At 64.5% G+C, this 15,529-nt stretch carries 15 protein-coding genes; 5 read left to right on the plus strand and 10 right to left on the minus strand.

Annotated elements, in window-relative coordinates; genetic code table 11:
- Nucleotides 1-87: 87 nt before the first annotated feature.
- The 4 genes from OCQ_RS13960 (at nucleotide 88) to OCQ_RS13975 (ending at nucleotide 3,749) form a co-directional block, all read left to right on the plus strand.
- Nucleotides 88-678, plus strand: coding sequence for a flavin reductase family protein (locus OCQ_RS13960; RefSeq protein ID WP_014384966.1), 591 nt, complete (start codon nucleotides 88-90; stop codon nucleotides 676-678).
- Nucleotides 679-727: 49 nt separating this feature from the next.
- On the plus strand, nucleotides 728-1,642 hold the full coding sequence (locus OCQ_RS13965) for an LLM class F420-dependent oxidoreductase (protein WP_014384967.1): 915 nt from the start codon (nucleotides 728-730) through the stop codon (nucleotides 1,640-1,642).
- Between the two features lie 66 nt (nucleotides 1,643-1,708).
- Nucleotides 1,709-2,833 carry an acyl-CoA dehydrogenase family protein gene (locus OCQ_RS13970; RefSeq protein ID WP_407937429.1) on the plus strand — a complete coding sequence of 375 codons (1,125 nt, stop codon included), beginning with the start codon at nucleotides 1,709-1,711 and terminating at the stop codon, nucleotides 2,831-2,833.
- Nucleotides 2,834-2,909: 76 nt separating this feature from the next.
- A complete protein-coding gene (locus tag OCQ_RS13975) occupies nucleotides 2,910-3,749 on the plus strand; it encodes an enoyl-CoA hydratase-related protein (protein ID WP_014384969.1) in 840 nt (279 codons plus the stop codon).
- Nucleotides 3,750-3,862: 113 nt separating this feature from the next.
- Here the strand turns inward: OCQ_RS13975 and OCQ_RS13980 are convergent, their stop codons facing one another.
- The 9 genes from OCQ_RS13980 to OCQ_RS14020 all read right to left on the minus strand — a co-directional run bounded on the left by OCQ_RS13980 (nucleotide 3,863) and on the right by OCQ_RS14020 (nucleotide 13,220).
- Entirely contained in the window at nucleotides 3,863-4,681 is an 819-nt protein-coding gene (locus OCQ_RS13980) for a TIGR03621 family F420-dependent LLM class oxidoreductase (protein ID WP_041785642.1), read from the minus strand.
- Nucleotides 4,682-4,852: 171 nt separating this feature from the next.
- Nucleotides 4,853-5,869: an NAD-dependent epimerase/dehydratase family protein gene (locus OCQ_RS13985; RefSeq protein WP_014384971.1), complete on the minus strand. Its 1,017-nt coding sequence runs from the start codon at nucleotides 5,867-5,869 to the stop codon at nucleotides 4,853-4,855.
- Between the two features lie 66 nt (nucleotides 5,870-5,935).
- Nucleotides 5,936-6,733 carry an alpha/beta fold hydrolase gene (locus tag OCQ_RS13990; RefSeq protein WP_080588066.1) on the minus strand — a complete coding sequence of 266 codons (798 nt, stop codon included), beginning with the start codon at nucleotides 6,731-6,733 and terminating at the stop codon, nucleotides 5,936-5,938.
- A 46-nt stretch (nucleotides 6,734-6,779) separates the two neighbouring features.
- Nucleotides 6,780-7,535, minus strand: a complete 756-nt coding sequence (locus tag OCQ_RS13995) for an enoyl-CoA hydratase-related protein (RefSeq protein ID WP_041785645.1) — start codon at nucleotides 7,533-7,535, stop codon at nucleotides 6,780-6,782.
- A gap of 10 nt (nucleotides 7,536-7,545) precedes the next feature.
- Nucleotides 7,546-8,688: an acyl-CoA dehydrogenase family protein gene (locus OCQ_RS14000; RefSeq protein ID WP_041785009.1), complete on the minus strand. Its 1,143-nt coding sequence runs from the start codon at nucleotides 8,686-8,688 to the stop codon at nucleotides 7,546-7,548.
- 9 nt (nucleotides 8,689-8,697) lie between these two features.
- Nucleotides 8,698-9,993, minus strand: a complete 1,296-nt coding sequence (locus OCQ_RS14005) for an FAS1-like dehydratase domain-containing protein (RefSeq protein WP_014384975.1) — start codon at nucleotides 9,991-9,993, stop codon at nucleotides 8,698-8,700.
- Between the two features lie 9 nt (nucleotides 9,994-10,002).
- On the minus strand, nucleotides 10,003-10,854 hold the full coding sequence (locus OCQ_RS14010; protein WP_014384976.1) for a mycofactocin-coupled SDR family oxidoreductase: 852 nt from the start codon (nucleotides 10,852-10,854) through the stop codon (nucleotides 10,003-10,005).
- Between the two features lie 2 nt (nucleotides 10,855-10,856).
- On the minus strand, nucleotides 10,857-11,666 hold the full coding sequence (locus tag OCQ_RS14015) for an enoyl-CoA hydratase-related protein (RefSeq protein WP_080588020.1): 810 nt from the start codon (nucleotides 11,664-11,666) through the stop codon (nucleotides 10,857-10,859).
- 15 nt (nucleotides 11,667-11,681) lie between these two features.
- On the minus strand, nucleotides 11,682-13,220 hold the full coding sequence (locus OCQ_RS14020; protein WP_014384978.1) for a class I adenylate-forming enzyme family protein: 1,539 nt from the start codon (nucleotides 13,218-13,220) through the stop codon (nucleotides 11,682-11,684).
- Nucleotides 13,221-13,313: 93 nt separating this feature from the next.
- Between OCQ_RS14020 and OCQ_RS14025 the strand changes: the two genes are divergently transcribed.
- Nucleotides 13,314-14,321, plus strand: a complete 1,008-nt coding sequence (locus OCQ_RS14025; protein WP_014384979.1) for an acyl-CoA dehydrogenase family protein — start codon at nucleotides 13,314-13,316, stop codon at nucleotides 14,319-14,321.
- A gap of 3 nt (nucleotides 14,322-14,324) precedes the next feature.
- On the opposite strand, the gene OCQ_RS14030 is transcribed toward OCQ_RS14025, so the two are convergent.
- Complete coding sequence (locus OCQ_RS14030) at nucleotides 14,325-15,515, minus strand: acyl-CoA dehydrogenase family protein (protein ID WP_014384980.1); 1,191 nt, start codon at nucleotides 15,513-15,515, stop codon at nucleotides 14,325-14,327.
- Nucleotides 15,516-15,529 lie beyond the last annotated feature (14 nt).

A 15,529-nucleotide genomic window follows, 5' to 3' on the forward strand; every position in this document is an offset into this window, starting at 1 on the left:
AGGCTTGATTCTGACAGTACTATGCGGTAATAATGTGGGCATACGGCTCGACGAATGCCGTGAGATCAGCCCCGAGGAGAAACACATATGACGCTCGATGTCGCGGCCGCGGACAAGGTGCTGGCGGGTCTGCGCCCCTTCCCGGTGGCGGTCACCACGATCGACAACGGCTTCGCCAACGGCCTGATGTCGCTGTCGGCCGGCTCGGCCAGCATCGTGCCCGAACTACCCCGGGCCACCGTGAGCCTGACCAAGTACAACCGCACCCACGACATGCTGGTCAACTCCGGGATCTTCGTCATGCACATGCTCTCCGCGGGCCCCGAGGAGATCGACGCCTCGATGGACATCCTGATGACCCTGGGCGGCAGCTCCGGGCGCGACGGCGACAAGATCGCCAAACTGCGCACAAAGCGCGGCATCACCGGTGCACCCATCCTGCTTGACGCCCACAGCTACGTCGAATGCCGTATCAGCGGATCACTGGACAACGACGAGAACACCATCTTCGTCGGAGACGTCGTGGCCGCCGAAGTGTTCAGCTCCGCCCAACGCCTACGTATCGGCGAAGCCTGGGCCAAACTGCCCCACGAGTGGATCGAACGCTACGAAGCCAACCACGAACCACAACTCCAAAGCGCACGCGACCTACGGGCAGCCGCCGCAGCGCGGAGCTGACCTCGGGCGCGCGTATGCCCGACTGGCGCTCACAACTCAAGGATTCCCGGTGGACCTGCAGTACAACGTGATGTTTCCGATGCGCGCCGTCAAGCACTGGCAACGTTGGAGCGAGGGAGCCAGCCTGGGCGAGGTCGCCAAAGCGGTCGAAAGCGCTGGTTTTCAAGGCTTTTCGATGAGCGAGCATCCTTTCCCCGACAACCAGTGGTTGGCCAACGGCGGGCACCACGCCTTCGATCCGTTCGTCTCGCTCAGCTTCGCAGCCGCGGCCACCACCCGACTGCGACTCATGACTTACATACTGGTGTCCGGCTACCGCAGCCCTTACCTGACCGCCAAGGCCGCCGCCAGCTTCGACCTACTATCCGGTGGCCGGTTCACGCTTGGTACCGGCGCCGGATATCTGAAAACCGAGTTCGAGGCTCTCGGAGCTGACTTCCACCGTCGCGGAGCGCTGTTGGACGAGGCCATCGTCGCGTGGAAGGCCACCTGGGCGGGCGAGGAGCACCACGGGCCCGAGTTCGGGATCACCGACCATGTGGCACTGCCCCTCCCCGCCACGGCCGGGGGACCCCCGGTCTGGATCGGCGGGAACAGCAAGGCCGCGCAGCGCCGGGTGGTCGACACCGCCGATGGCTGGATTCCGATGGGCCAGTCTGCCGAGACGGCGGCGATCACGCGGACCCCGCCGCTTGAGGACATCGCCCGACTGGCCGAACTCATCTCGGGAGTGAACCAGCGACGGTCCGAACTCGGACGTGCACCCGCTGATGTGTCATTCGTTCCGTTCGAAGCCGCTCGGCTCGTGAGTGGCGACAGTGGAGATTTCGTCGAGTCAGTGAAGCCACGACTGAACGAGTACGCCGATGCCGGGGTGACTTGGATCACCGTTGAGCCGGCCAGCCGCAGCTTCTCCGACTTTCGCACCGACATCGAACTCATAGCCGGCGAGTTGATCAGCTAGATCCTTGTCCCCCAACGTAATCAATCAGGAAGCCCCGTGATCGCGCTTCTCAGCGAAGAAGAGACCATGCTGGTCCGCACGGTGCGTGACTTCGTCAATAGAGACGTGAAGCCTGCCGTCCGCGAAATCGAACACGCCAACGAATATCCCGAGGCGTGGATCGAACAGATGAAGCGCATCGGAATCTACGGCCTGGCCGTGCCTGAGGAGTACGGCGGATCGCCGGTCTCGATGCCGTGCTACGTCGAGGTGACCCAGGAGCTTGCCCGCGGCTGGATGAGCTTGGCCGGCGCGATGGGTGGGCATACCGTCGTGGCGAAGCTGCTCTCGTTGTTCGGCACCGAGGAACAAAAGCAGAAGTACCTGCCAGGCATGGCGACCGGTGAGCTGCGCGCCACAATGGCGTTGACGGAGCCGGGCGGGGGCTCCGACCTACAGGCGATGACCACGACCGCGCGTGCCGACGGGGACCAGTTCGTCATCAACGGCTCCAAGACCTGGATCAGCAACGCCCGGCGATCGGGACTCATAGCGCTGCTGTGCAAGACCGATCCCGGCGCCGTCCCACGCCATAAAGGCATCTCGGTGCTGCTGGTGGAGCACGGTCGGGGCCTTTCCGTGTCGCGGGATCTGCCCAAGCTCGGCTACAAGGGTGTCGAATCGTGCGAGTTGTCATTCGACGACTGTCGGGTGCCGGCATCGGCGGTGCTCGGCGGTGTGCCCGGTAAGGGCTTCGGTCACATGATGAAGGGACTAGAAACCGGCCGGATCCAGGTCGCGTCCCGCGCTTTGGGCGTTGCGACCGCCGCACTGGAGGACGCCCTGGCCTATTCGCAACAGAGGGAGAGCTTCGGCCAACCGATCTGGAAGCACCAGTCCGTCGGTAACTATCTCGCCGACATGGCCACCAAGCTGACGGCGGCACGCCAACTGACGCGGTATGCCGCCGAGAAGTTCGACAGCGGCGAACGGTGCGACATGGAGGCCGGAATGGCCAAGCTGTTCGCGTCCGAGATCGCCATGGAGATCGCGCTGAACGCCGTCCGAGTCCACGGAGGCTACGGCTATTCCACCGAGTATGACGTCGAGCGCTACTTTCGTGATGCCCCGCTGATGATCGTCGGAGAAGGCACAAACGAGATACAGCGCAACGTCATCGCCTCGCAACTGATTGCCCGGGGCGGCATCTAGCCCTGCGCTAAAAGCACCCGCGCGGTCGCACACCGACTGAACGACCTGATCGGGGCAACAGGAAGGACCCGGCAAAATGACCGAAAGGCCGTCCTACAGTGGGGATCACGGCGTCGTGCGCTATGAGCGCGACGGCGCGATCGCCCGTATCATCCTCAACTGGCCGGAGCGGGCGAACGCACAGTCCTCGGAGATGGTGAGCAAAGTGGATTCCTGCCTCGATGAGGCCCGCCAGGACTACGGGGTCAAGGTGGTGATCATCAAGGGCACCGGCAAGGGCTTCTGCGCCGGACATGTCATCGCCCCCGACGCCTACCCCGAGTTCGCCGAGTCACAGGCCAACATGGGGAGCAACTACCAGGGCGGAAAGGAATTGTTCCTCTGGCCCACGCTGAGATACTGGGAATTCCCGAAGCCGATGATTGCCCAGGTGCACGGCTACGCGATCGGCGGCGGAACCTACTGGGCGCTGCTGCCCGAGGTCACTATCGCATCCGAGGACGCTTACTTTCAGATGCCACTGGTCCCCGGCCTCGGCTTCGCGGGCGGGGAAACGATGATCGAGCCATGGGTGTTTATGAACTTCAAGCGCGCCGCCGAATACCTCTACACTGCACAGACATTGACCGCTGAGGACGCGCTGCGGATGGGATTGGTCAACCGCGTCGTCACCCGCGACGAGCTCGAGCCGGTGACGGAAGCGTTGGCGGCCAAGATTGCCAGGGCGCCGCTGTCGACCTTGATGGCGACGAAGACCATGCTGGTGCGCGCCTGGGAGCAAATGGGCATGCGCCAGCACCTTCAGCTGTCGGCGGACGTGATGTCGGTGCTGGAGCACACGTCTGACGCGCAGGCGCTACGCGCCGAACTGCAGACCAGCGGGAAACTTCCCCGCGACCGGGCTGGCGATGGTTAGCGTCCATTGAGAGTGTCCTTCAGGTGTGGCCACCGTCTCCGGTCCGGCCGTGAACGCCCCGACGCCACAACGGAGCACCGACACGCTCGGACGGCGTGCAGCGCCCCGACGCCTCAACGAATTTGAGCGATCACCTTGCTGAATGCCTCGGCGTGCAACTGCGGAACACTGATGTATGTAATGCCATAGTCCTCGACGTAGCGACACAATGTATCGGCCATGGTGCGGGGCGAACCAGCAAGCGTCGTTGGTGAGGCGAGTATCTGCTCCTCGGAAAGACTCTGTCCAAAGCCCGATGTCCGCAACACTTTCGGGACCCCGCTGTCATCGTGCGGCAACGCCGTAATCATCAGGTTCAACTCGATGTCGTCGAAACGGTCTCCTGCCCGGTCGCGAATGAAACCCACCAAGTCGTCTAGCGGATCGGCCGCAGTGCTATTTGCGCGGCTGCCGCTGAGACCAATGATGTTGGCTTGCCTCGCTGCAAGTGTCAGCACTCGATCACCTGATCCGGCGATCATGATCGGCACAGTGGGGACATGCTCGCGGAGATAACCTGTCATGTGGCTGAGGTGATCGACGCGGCCCCGAGCGCTGGGAAACACCAATTCCGCTGCTTCGAACTCTTCCTTCACATAACCTGCACCCAACCCAAGCTCGAATCGATGGTCGGTGAGCAGGTCGATGGCCGCGACATCGCGAGCCAGCAATGCCGGTTTGTAGAACCCGGCGTTGAGTACGAACGGGCTGAGTCGCATCGTCGTGACTTCCGCGGCGGAAAGCAACGCGGCAAATGGCGCAGGCGTGACGAGATGGTCCGGCAAATGCAGAACGTCGTAGCCGAAGTCCTCCACGCGCCGTACGGCGTCCCGCCATTGGGATCGCGACTTCAGCGTCGACAGCGCAACACCGAACCGAAAACTCTTCGCCACGAACGTCACTCCCTTCCATCCGAGGACCCGAAGCGAACGGCGCCGCTGAACTGCCTGTGGCCCGCGGTGCGTGAAAGGACCTCATTCTTGTAACACGATGCGCTTATCTGATGACTTGGCGGTGCCTTCCTGTTGGACCCCGTACTACTGCGCCGACGTATCGTCACCAGGTCAACGCCGCGAGAAAGGGTGCGGCGGCTGGCGCGCATGGTAGAACGCCACGGCGCTACGGATCGAATCGTGGATCGGCTTCGGTTGCCACCCAAGCTCCCGCACGGCCTTGCCGTGGTCCATCGGGGACATGATGTGCATGAGCCGCACGGACAGACTGGACAGCAGTAGGTCGCGCCGCAGCACCTTTGCGGCCACGTCTCCAGCAAAACCCAACGCGTACATAACCTTCAACGGAACCCCTAACCGCGGCGGTTTCGCTCCTCCCGCCTCGGCAGCCGTACGATAGAGCTCGCGAGCGCTGATGAAGCGCTCGGAGATGATGTACCTCTCGCCCACGCGGCCCTTCTCAGCGGCGAGTATCAACGCGCGAGCGGCGTCCTCGATGCCGACCACTTCCATCGACATGTCCTTGACGTACACCGGCATCTTGCCGCGGGCCGCCGCGGCCACCAGTGAGCCATGCGGGGTCGGCTGAAAGTCAGCGGGGCCGTAGGTGTTTGCGACGCACAGTGCAACTGCGGGCAACCCACGCTCGGCGACGTACTGTAGGACGAGCCGCTCTGCTTCGACGCGGGAACGGATGTAGCCCCCACCCTTGTCGAGCCAGTTGAACGGTTTGTCTTCGGTCACTGGCAGGCCGTCGGTACTCAGCGCGATCGTCCCGATGGTGCTGGTGAAGACGAAGCGCCGCAGATCCGCATCTGCTGCAGCATCGAGTGCGTGACGCAACCCCTCAACGTTGGTGCGGAACAACGGCGTCGAATCCCGCAACCAGGCCCTGGTGTCGACAACGCAATAGAACACGTCGTCACAACCCGTCATCGCGTCACGCAATGCCTCATCGTCGAAGACGTCTCCATAGCGGCGTTCGACGTCAAGGTCATCGATCGCCGCGGTAGGACTGGTGCGCCGCAGCAGGACTCGGACGGCATCGCCTCGCTGCACCAGTTGCCGCGTCACGTGCGAACCAAGGAAGCCGCTCGCGCCGATTACCAGCTTCAGCGGACCTGCCACGTCAGCACTCTCCAGGGTCGTACGGTTCGAGAACTATGACAGTACACTGTCACATTTGTGCGCCGGTCATACGTTGCGGATCGCTTCGGCTAGTTCACTGGGCGCATCGATCATGACGAAGGTGGAGCTGCCGGGGATCTCGATCAACGTGGCATGCGGGAACGCGTCGCGCAGTCGGCGGGCGTGGTCGAGGGGGAACAGCGGGTCCTCGGTTCCCCAGGCCAGGACGACGGGTCGGTCGAAAGCCTCGATCGCCGGCGCGGCACGCAATGTCAGAGCCGAATCCAGGGAGGCGGTGACCGTAACGGCGTCGCGGCGGGCCGCTCCGCTGGTGGCGAAGGATCCGAAAATCTCCCGCTGCCGCTCCGGGGTCGGGCGGTGCTTGGACACGGCCTTCAGGAAGAAGCTCCGCCCCGGTCCGGTGGCCAGCAGCCCTAAGATCATGCCGCCCGGCGCAGGACTGAACCGGCACAGCTTGACGATCTGAGCGAACGAGCCGGGCGGAAAGTGTTCGTAGCTATCGCAATTGGTCAACACCAAACGAGCGATCCGGGACGTGTCCAGCGCTGGATCGCCCAGCGACGCTAGCACCAGGCCGCCACCGGTGTCGTTGGCCACCACCGTGACATCAATGAGATCGAGGGACTCCATGAAGTGGACAATGCGTCGCGCGGCCGCCTCGGCACGCAGGTCGGCGCCGTCGCTAGGTGTGCTGTGCGCGCCCAGCGGCCACGTCGGGGCGATGCAGCGGAAACCCTGCCCTAGTTCGGCCACGACGTCGTTCCACAGCGCGCCGGTCACGTAGACGCCGTGTACGAACAGGACGGTTGGACCCGTTCCGGTGTCGGTGTAGTCGATGTCCAGCCCGTCTACTCGTGCCTTCTGGATTGTCATGTCGACTCTCCTCTGTTCAGTTGCCACTAAAATCCGGGTTGCGACGTTCCCGGAAGGCACGCACGCCTTCGCGGAAGTCAGCGGTGTCGATCAATGCCAGCTGCCCCTCGGCTTCGATCGCTTGTACCGGCTCGAGTTCGCCCAGGGTCGCTGCGGCCAACGCGCGCTTGGTCCAGCCGAATGACACTGTGGGCCCGCACGCAACCGACTGCAGCACGTCCTCGAGTACCGACTCGTAGTCATCCACGGACGTGACGTGGGCAATCATGCCCCATTCGAATGCAGTTGCCGCGGAGACCCTTTCGGCTGTCATTGCCATCCGCGCGGCACGCGCCCGGCCGACCAGCCCTGGCAGCAGCGCGGACGTACCGCCGTCGGGCATCAGCCCGACTCGGCTGAACGCCAACTGAAAGTATGCCGATGGTGCGGCTACCACCAGGTCGCAGGCCAGCGCCAACGCGCACCCGAACCCGACCGCGCCACCGTGTACCCCTGCGACGACGGGTTTTGGTAGCGAGGTGACCGCCCGGACCACCCGGTTGGCGGCATGGGCCGCTCCCTCGGTCTCACCGCCGGTCAGGTCGCCGCCGGAACAGAACGCTCGCCCGGCGCCGCTGAGCAACACCGCACGGACCGCCGGATCTGCCGCAGCATCGCCCAGCCGGGCCGATAACTCGTCGAGCAAGGGGGCGTCGACGGCGTTGAGCTTCTCCGGCCGGTCGAGCCGGATCCGCAGCACCGCACCATCGCGCGCGACCGCGATACCATTCACCACAACGGGATCATAGGCCGAGGTCGCGTCCGATGATGTCCTTCATGATCTCGGTGGTGCCACCGAAGATCGTCATGATGCGGTTGTCCATATAGTCGCGCGCAACGCGGTATTCCGTCATATAGCCATAGCCACCGTGCAACTGCACGCAGCCATCGATCACCTTCTTGGCCGTTTCGGTGCACCACCACTTGGCCTTCGACGCCTCGACCGCAGTCAGTTCACCGTCCACTACCGCCTGAAGGCATCTGTCGATGTATTGCTCGCCGATCTCGAGTTCGGTGTCCATCTCGGCCAACAGGAATCGGTTGTGCTGAAAGCTACCGATCGACTGGCCGAAAGCCTTGCGGTCCTTAGCATACTGCAACGTCTGCCGCCAGGTCTCCCGTGCGCCTGCGATCGCTGAGATGGCGATGGACAACCGTTCCGACGGGAGGTTGGCCATTAGGTGATAGAAGCCGCGTCCCTCTTTACCCAGTAGGTTGGCCGACGGGACTCGGACATTCTCGAAGGCCAACTCGGCCGTGTCTTGGTAGTGCAAGCCCATTTTGGCGAGCTTTCGCCCGCGGCTGAAGCCGTCCATGCCGGCCTCGACGACCAACAATGTGAAGCCCTTGTGTCCGGCCTCGGGGTCGGTACGGCAGACCACTACGACCAAATCGCAGTTGATACCCGAGGAAATGAATGTCTTGGCGCCGTTGATGATCCAGTCGTCGCCATCACGGACGGCCGAGGTGCGGATGCCAGCCAGGTCGCTGCCCGCGCCAGGCTCGGTCATCGCGACGGCGACGATCAGCTCGCCGCTGATGATGCCCGGCAACCAGCGTCCCTTCTGTTCGTCGTTAGCCAACGACGAGAAGTACGGTCCCACAACGTCGTTCTGCAAGCTCAGCGAAGGTGCCGGCCCTCCGTAGCGGGCGATCTCCTCGTCGATGACCGCGTTGAAGCGGAAGTCATCGACACCGCCGCCGCCGTACTGCTCGGGCATGTTGAACCCGATCAAACCGTATTTGCCAGCAGCGACAAACGCCGATCGGTCCACAAGACGGTCGTTCTCCCACTTCTCGGCGTTGGGCATGAGCTCACGCTCGATGAACTGCCGCACCGTCTCGCGGAACGCCACATGCTCCGGCCCTAGAACGAGTCTCTTCATACGCCTTTCTCACTCTCCATACAGTCGTCGCATTTCTTCGCCGACCCTACCGGAAATCCGCGAAACGACTTGCGCCCCACGCCTTCTGAGATCGGTATCCGGGATCGGCAGCGCGACAGCCCCCGTCGTTTTCGACGGCAGCAACACTTTGGCCGTGCCACGCGTGGTGGTTTCGTCTCGCTGGCTGGTGGCGAATACGTCCAGCGACACCGGGTCTTCGGCTCCGTCACCCTTCGCGGTGACCCTGCCGGTGCACCGGTGCACGTCTCCGTGGTAGTTGAAGCCGCGCAACTGAAGGTCCATCTCGGCCAGCCAGCCGTCGTCACCGATCCAGTTGGTGAGCAGGTGACTCACCCACGCTGCGCGCATCTGGCCGTAGTCATACGGCGCCGGAATACCCAGTGCCTGAGCGCGTTCGGCGTCCCAGTGCAGTCGTTGCACGACATCAGGAACGCCATACTCATCCGGCTGGTAGAAGGCGGGCATCCGCTTGCGCAGCTGGTGGGCGAATTTCAGTGGCCCCACGCCGTAGCCACCCCAGCCCCAGCCCATGTGCATCGAGATGATGTCGACGACGGTCAACGGGCCCTTGATGATTCCCGGAAGTTCATCTCCCACCGAGATGTCCTCCCACCATTGCGGATCGGCTCCTCGCCGTACCTCAGCCTCGTACTCTTCCTCGACCTGAGCGAACTCCTCGGGAGTCCAGTGCTTGCGCTCAATGTCCTTGAGCTTCCCGGACTTCTTCGAACCATGACGCTCGGCGTTGATATAGGACTCGTCACGGGTGGCGATCGGATTGCCGTCGATGTCGACATAGAGGTAGCGATAGGTCTCCTTGACCGAACGGCCACCGGAGAATTCGCTGTCCTTCACCTGGACATCCAGCGTGTAGTTCTCCGCCAACACCGGCCTACCCGCGTAGATCGGGCGGTACCACGTCCACTTCACCCCCGAGTAGTACTTGCCGGTACCGCGAAAGAGACCGCGGAACAGCTTCTTCCGCTCCGGATCGGTAAATTTCGGGGTCTGATCCAGGCCCGTCGCGATCGGGAAAGTCGGCGATGCGATCTGTCCGTGCCAGCGCGTGGCGGGTCCGTAGGTCGGGTCGTGGAACAACGGGTTGTCGTCACCGCAGCCGAAGGCGAAGTGCGTGATGGCATCAGCCGACGGCAGTTTGTGCCACGCTTCGTCGCGCTGGTGGACAGGAATTCCGATCTGCCCCTTGGCGCGTTCGATGTCCTCGTCGGTGATGCGGCCCTCTTCGGCGGCCGCCTCGGCACCGGTCTTCTCGGTGGTGGTCATTGATCCCTCCTAGAACTTCAACATTGCGCCGGCGTCGACTTTGAACTGCAAGCCCGTCACGTACCGGGACTCGTCCGAGGCCAGGAAACAGACCGCATTCGAGATGTCCGAGGCTTCCACATATGGGATGGGCATCGCCTGCATGGCCGGGAAGGCCAGCAAGGCGTCGTCGCGGCTCGGCGCCTCGAGGTCTGGTCGGAACTGTCGGTACATCGGCTCGCTGTTGAGCATCGGGGTGTTCACGTTGGTCGGATGAATGACGTTGGCGCGGATCGACTGTGGTGCCAGCTGCGCCGCGAGCCGGAGCGTGTAGGAGTCCACCAACTGTTTGGCGTAGTTGTAACCCGCTCCGCCGGGACCCTGCGGCCCGCCCGCACCCGGGGTTAGCAGACCGGCGATCAGCCCGCCGACCGACCCGGTGGTGATGATCGACGCACCAGACTTCAGATACGGCAGCGCGGCGTGCACGGTGTTGACCACGCCGACGAAGTCGACGTCGAAGGCATCGGCGAATGCCTGAACCGGCAGATGAGTGCCCAAGGGACAGATGCCCGCATTGGCGACTACCACGTCGAGTTTGCCGAATTCGGCTACCGCGTTTGCGAGTTCGCGGCTCACCGCCGCTCGGTCCCGCACGTCCACCTCGGCGGTGTAGGCCTTGCGGCCGGTCTTCTCCACCTCCAGACCGGCTTCTTCGAGATCACGTGATGTCGCTAGCGGGTATTCGTTGGTATCGATGTCGTGACAGATGTCGAAGAGGATGACGTCAGCGCCCTCCTCGGCCAGCTTGACGGCGTGGCTGCGGCCCTGGCCGCGGGCCCCTCCAGTTACCAGAACGACTTTGTTTTGTACTCGTCCCATGCTCAACGCGCCTTCCAGATGGGTTGGCGCTTCTCTGCGAACGCCCGCGGGCCTTCCTTGGCGTCTTCGGATTTCAACAGGTCGGTGAACTCGCGAGACGTGCGCTCCCACTTGGGCTCTTCCGCGGCGATGATCCCCCCGTCAGCGCCGTAGGCGACCCGCTTGCTGGCTTGTACCGACAGTGGCGCGTTGCAAGTGATCCGCTCGGCGAGCGCCAGGGCGGCTTCCACGACGGTGCCGTCCGGCACCACCTCATTGATCAGGCCCCACCGCAGAGCGTCTGCCGCTGTCATCGGCTCACCTGTCAACACCAATTCCAACGCGACCTTGCGCGGCAGTTGTTCGACGATCCGGAACACGCCGCCGGCTCCGGCGATCAGACCGCGCTTGACCTCGGGCAGCCCGAACGAGGCGCTCTCGCAGGCGATCACCAGATCACTGGCGAGTGCGAGCTCGGAGCCGCCGCCCAGTGCCGTGCCGTTCACCGCGGCAATCGTGGGTTTGTCGATGAAGTGATGCACGTAGCCGGCGAAGCCCCACTCGGGGTGCTCGGCGTGGTAGAGGTTCTCGCCCCGCGAGATGGCCTTGAGATCGGCCCCGGCACAGAAGGATTTGTCGCCCGCACCGGTGATGACGACGGCCCATACCTCGGGATCGTCCTGGGCCACCGCCAACGCGTCGCCGACTGCCGTGCTCACCGCGCCGTTGACGGCATTGCGCGCCTCGGGCCGGTCGATGGTGATGAGCGTGACGTTGCCTCGCCGCTCGACGAGAGCGGCTGGATTGGTCATCTCAGTCACGGCTTGAGCCATGAAGTCTCCTTCTGATTAGTTTGGAATTGGCAGAGGTCGGCCTGCTCCGGCCGCTTGAACAGGCGGTAAGCCAAGGTTTTCGAGGATTGCGATCAGACGGCGCCGGTCGACCTTGAGCGCCGCCCCGCGAGGCAACTCGTCGACGATGAAGACGCGGGCGGGCACCTCATAGGGCGTCAGCGCGCCCCGGCAGTGCTCGCGGAGCGCCTCGCCATCCGTGGCCGCCCCAGGGCGCAATTCGACTGCGGCAACGGGAACCTGGCCCAACCGCTGATCCGGCACGGGCGCGACGGCGGCGTCGGCCACCGCCGGATGGGCACGCAGTGCGCGGACGACGGTCTCCGGGGACACCTTGAAACCGCCGCGCACGATCACGTCATCGGCGCGTCCATCGATGTAGAGGAACCCTTCGGCATCGAGATGCGCTAGGTCACTGGTCGTGATCCAGTCTCCGGCGCTGCCGGCCTGGGGTGTGGCAACCTGCAGCCTGCCGGTGACCCCCGGGGCGAGCACGGCGCCGTCATCGTCGACCACCTGCAGCCGGACTCCGGGAAAGGCACGTCCGACACTGCCCCGCTTGTCGGTCCATCGCGCGCCGAAGTCCTTGACCGTCCATCCGGCCACCGCGCCGGAGAATTCGGTCGCGCCGTAGACGACCAGGACCGGGATTTCGTACCGCTCGTAAAACGCGTCGACCAATTCCGGATCGACATGACTGGTGCCGGCGTTGATAGCGCGGATGCTCGCCAAATCCTCCCGCGGGATGTCGGAGTCGAGCACCGATCGCATGGCCGCCGGGGGCAGGCCTGCCACCGCGGGCCGATACTGCGTCACCAGAGCGTGCCAACCCGGCACCGTGAATCGATCGAGCATCGCGATCGGACGGGCCGCGACCAGAGACTGCAGTAAGGACCACAGCCCGCCGATGTGCACGATGGGCAATGTCACCAGGCCGACCGTTCCGGTCAGCGGCGGCTTGGTTCTCATCTCCGGACGGTCGTTGTGCCGCAACGCAGCAGCCAGTGAGGCCTCAAGCTGCTCTCGGGTGAGCGGGATGCGCTTGGGTGCACCCGTCGTGCCCGAGGTCAGCATCTCGATGGCTACCGCTGGATCGCCACTGACTGCTTCCGCCGTGCCTCGTACCCACATGGCGAGTTCGCCTTCGTCGAGCCTCCAGCCGGTTGCCCCGAGGTCGGCGACGGCGCGGTTGAATACCTCGTCGGACCACAACGCTGACGGCGCAAGGACGAAGGAGACGCCGGATGCCGCAAGGTCTTCGCTCAGCCTTTCCGGTGGCTGCAGCGGGCTGATGGTCACCAGCGTGCGTCCGCCGCGGAAGATGGCGATGAGCGCCGCCACGGACTCCATTCGATTGGAGAGCACGACGGCGACTCGGCCACCCGTCTGACACCCGGCGGCGGTCAGTTCCCGGTCGATCCGCTCCGTGAGCGACCGAACGGAACCCCAGGTCGCCCAGCGTCCGTCGCACTCCAGCATGCGGTCGTGGTCGTCGGCGTCCCAGAGCCGTCCCAGCGCCTCGTGGATGCTCGTCATCTCGACTTTCCGGATCGACTTTCGTGGTGGATCACCGTTCCCTCGAACCTAGTGGACATGGTTTACTAGGTCAACTTTGTGAAAGGCGTAGTGATGGACTTCGGCTTGACGGACGAACAGGATCAACTCGCCGCGGCGGAGCGGGCCTGGCTCAGTAAGAACGACCCCATCGCCAGGGTCCGCGCAACGCTGGACGCGGCGCCTGTCACGGTCGACCCCGCAGCGGTGGCCCATGCCGCCGAATCGGGTCTGCTGGCAATCCTGACACCCGAAATAGGCGGCACCCACGTGGATCTCGCCGTCGTGACCGAGGCGCACGGATACGCGGCGAGCTCGCTGCCGGTCGCGGATCTGAACATCGCGGCCTGGCTGCTCGGCCACGTCGACTCGCCCACCAACGGCGGCGAGCTCACCGGAGTGGCGCTCGGTCCGAACGCCGGTTTCGGCGGCGATGCGCTGCGGCTGACGGGTGTCACCCGTCCGGTGCCGATGGCCGCCGACATGGACTCCATCGCGGTAGCAGGTCGGGTGGACGACGGAGAGTACCTGGTGGTCCTGAATGCGCCGACGCCGTCGAAGATGTCGACGCTCGACCTGAGTCGTTCGTGGGCGCGATTGGAGCTCGACGCGACGATCGCCAGCTGGACACAGCTCCCTCCTGGCACGCTGGCCCTGGTGCGCGACGCGCTGGCTGTGTACCGGGCGTTCGACGCGCTGGGCGCGGCGGCCCGACTGCTCGACATGACGGTGTCTTACGCCGGGCAGCGCGAACAGTTCGGCGCGCCCATCGGCTCGTTCCAGGCGGTGAAGCACCACTGCGCCGACATGGTCGTCGCTGTCGAAGCCAGCAGGGCGTGTCTGTGGGCTGCGGCTCTCGCGCTGGACACCGCACCGGCCGCCGCGCGGTCCCGCGCCGCGTCCGCGGCGGCGGCGTACACCAAGTCGGCTGCCGCCAACGTGGCCGGCACGGCGCTGCAGGTGCACGGCGGCATCGGATTCACTTGGGAGCACGATCTGCATCTGTTCCTGCGCCGGATCAAGGTCGACGAGGCCTTCAATGGAAGCGTCGCCGAACACCGTGCGGCGCTGCTCAGCGCCTGACATTCAGCGCCGATCCCGCGGCAGTGCCAAGCCCCGCTCGGCGATCAGGTTGCGCATGATCTCCGAACTGCCACCGGCAATCGTGTAGGCCCGGGCGTACAGCCATTCGTCCTGCCAACGACCGCCGTCGAGGACGTCCGGGTCCCCCTGCACCAACATGCCCGCCTCGCCGCCGAGTTCTACAGCGAAGCGCGCGATTTCGAGGTTCAGTTCGCTGAACATCAATTTGGCCATCGCGCCGTCGTGCATGCGTTCGGTGCCACGCAGCCAACGGGTGAGGTTGGCATACGTCAGCGCCGAGAGCGCTTCCACCTCGGCGCTGAATTCACCGATCCGATCGCGGATCCGATCGCTGTCGATCGCGAGGCGACCGTCGACGGTGACGCGCGACGCGAGTCCGACCAGTCCGTCAATGGCCAGCCTCAGCTTGACGACCGCGGCGCCCACGCTGGTACGTTCATGACCCAACGTGGCGTTCGCAATCGTCCAGCCCTGTCCTGGCTCTCCGATCATTGCCTCGGCAGGCACCTCGACAGAATCGAAAAAAACCTCGTTGAAGTCCGAAGTGCCGGTCAGTTCGCGCAGCGGACGGACCGTGATGCCGGGGCTGGACATGTCGAGGATGAATGCACTGATGCCCTTGTGCTTGGGTGCGTTGGAATCGGTGCGGGCCAACAGATATCCGTAGTCGGCCCAGTGCCCGTCGGTGGTCCACACCTTCTGCCCGCTGACGGTGTAAGTATCGCCATCGAGCACCGCGCGGGTGCGCAGCGACGCCAGATCGCTTCCGGCGCCGGGTTCGCTGAACAGTTGGCACCACAGCTGTCGACCCGCACGGATCTCGGGCAGATGCCTGCGGCGCTGCTCATCGGTGCCATAGTGGATCAGCGCATGCGATGCCAGCGCGTTGCCGCTCGGAACGCCTGGCACTGCGGCCCTGGCCAGTTCCTCGCTCACCACGATGGCGTGTTCTGCGCAGCGATCGTCGCGGCCGCCGAACTCCGCGGGCCAGTCCGAGCCGACGTAGCCGGCTTCGAACAGCCGCGCCGTCCACTCCTGAAGCGACTTGAGCTCGGCTTCGTTCTCTGCGCTGCGCACGCCCGCCCGCGGAGGTATGGACGGTGCATGCTCGGCGATGAAGGCCCGTACCTCGCCGCGGAAGGCCTCCAATTCGGGACCCATTGCGTATTCCACGTTGCCGTCTTCCT

This window comes from Mycobacterium paraintracellulare, from assembly GCF_000276825.1.
GTDB lineage: Bacteria > Actinomycetota > Actinomycetes > Mycobacteriales > Mycobacteriaceae > Mycobacterium > Mycobacterium intracellulare.

Excerpts from the sequence above, each read along its gene's own strand:
- OCQ_RS13960 (WP_014384966.1), top strand. The coding sequence starts at position 88 with ATGACGCTCGATGTCGCGGCCGCGGACAAGGTGCTGGCGGGTCTGCGC.
- OCQ_RS13970 (WP_407937429.1), top strand. The coding sequence starts at position 1,709 with ATGCTGGTCCGCACGGTGCGTGACTTCGTCAATAGAGACGTGAAGCCT.
- OCQ_RS13975 (WP_014384969.1), top strand. The coding sequence starts at position 2,910 with ATGACCGAAAGGCCGTCCTACAGTGGGGATCACGGCGTCGTGCGCTAT.
- OCQ_RS14000 (WP_041785009.1), bottom strand. The coding sequence starts at position 8,688 with ATGAAGAGACTCGTTCTAGGGCCGGAGCATGTGGCGTTCCGCGAGACG.
- OCQ_RS14005 (WP_014384975.1), bottom strand. The coding sequence starts at position 9,993 with ATGACCACCACCGAGAAGACCGGTGCCGAGGCGGCCGCCGAAGAGGGC.
- OCQ_RS14010 (WP_014384976.1), bottom strand. The coding sequence starts at position 10,854 with ATGGGACGAGTACAAAACAAAGTCGTTCTGGTAACTGGAGGGGCCCGC.
- OCQ_RS14015 (WP_080588020.1), bottom strand. The coding sequence starts at position 11,666 with ATGGCTCAAGCCGTGACTGAGATGACCAATCCAGCCGCTCTCGTCGAG.
- OCQ_RS14020 (WP_014384978.1), bottom strand. The coding sequence starts at position 13,220 with ATGACGAGCATCCACGAGGCGCTGGGACGGCTCTGGGACGCCGACGAC.
- OCQ_RS14025 (WP_014384979.1), top strand. The coding sequence starts at position 13,314 with ATGGACTTCGGCTTGACGGACGAACAGGATCAACTCGCCGCGGCGGAG.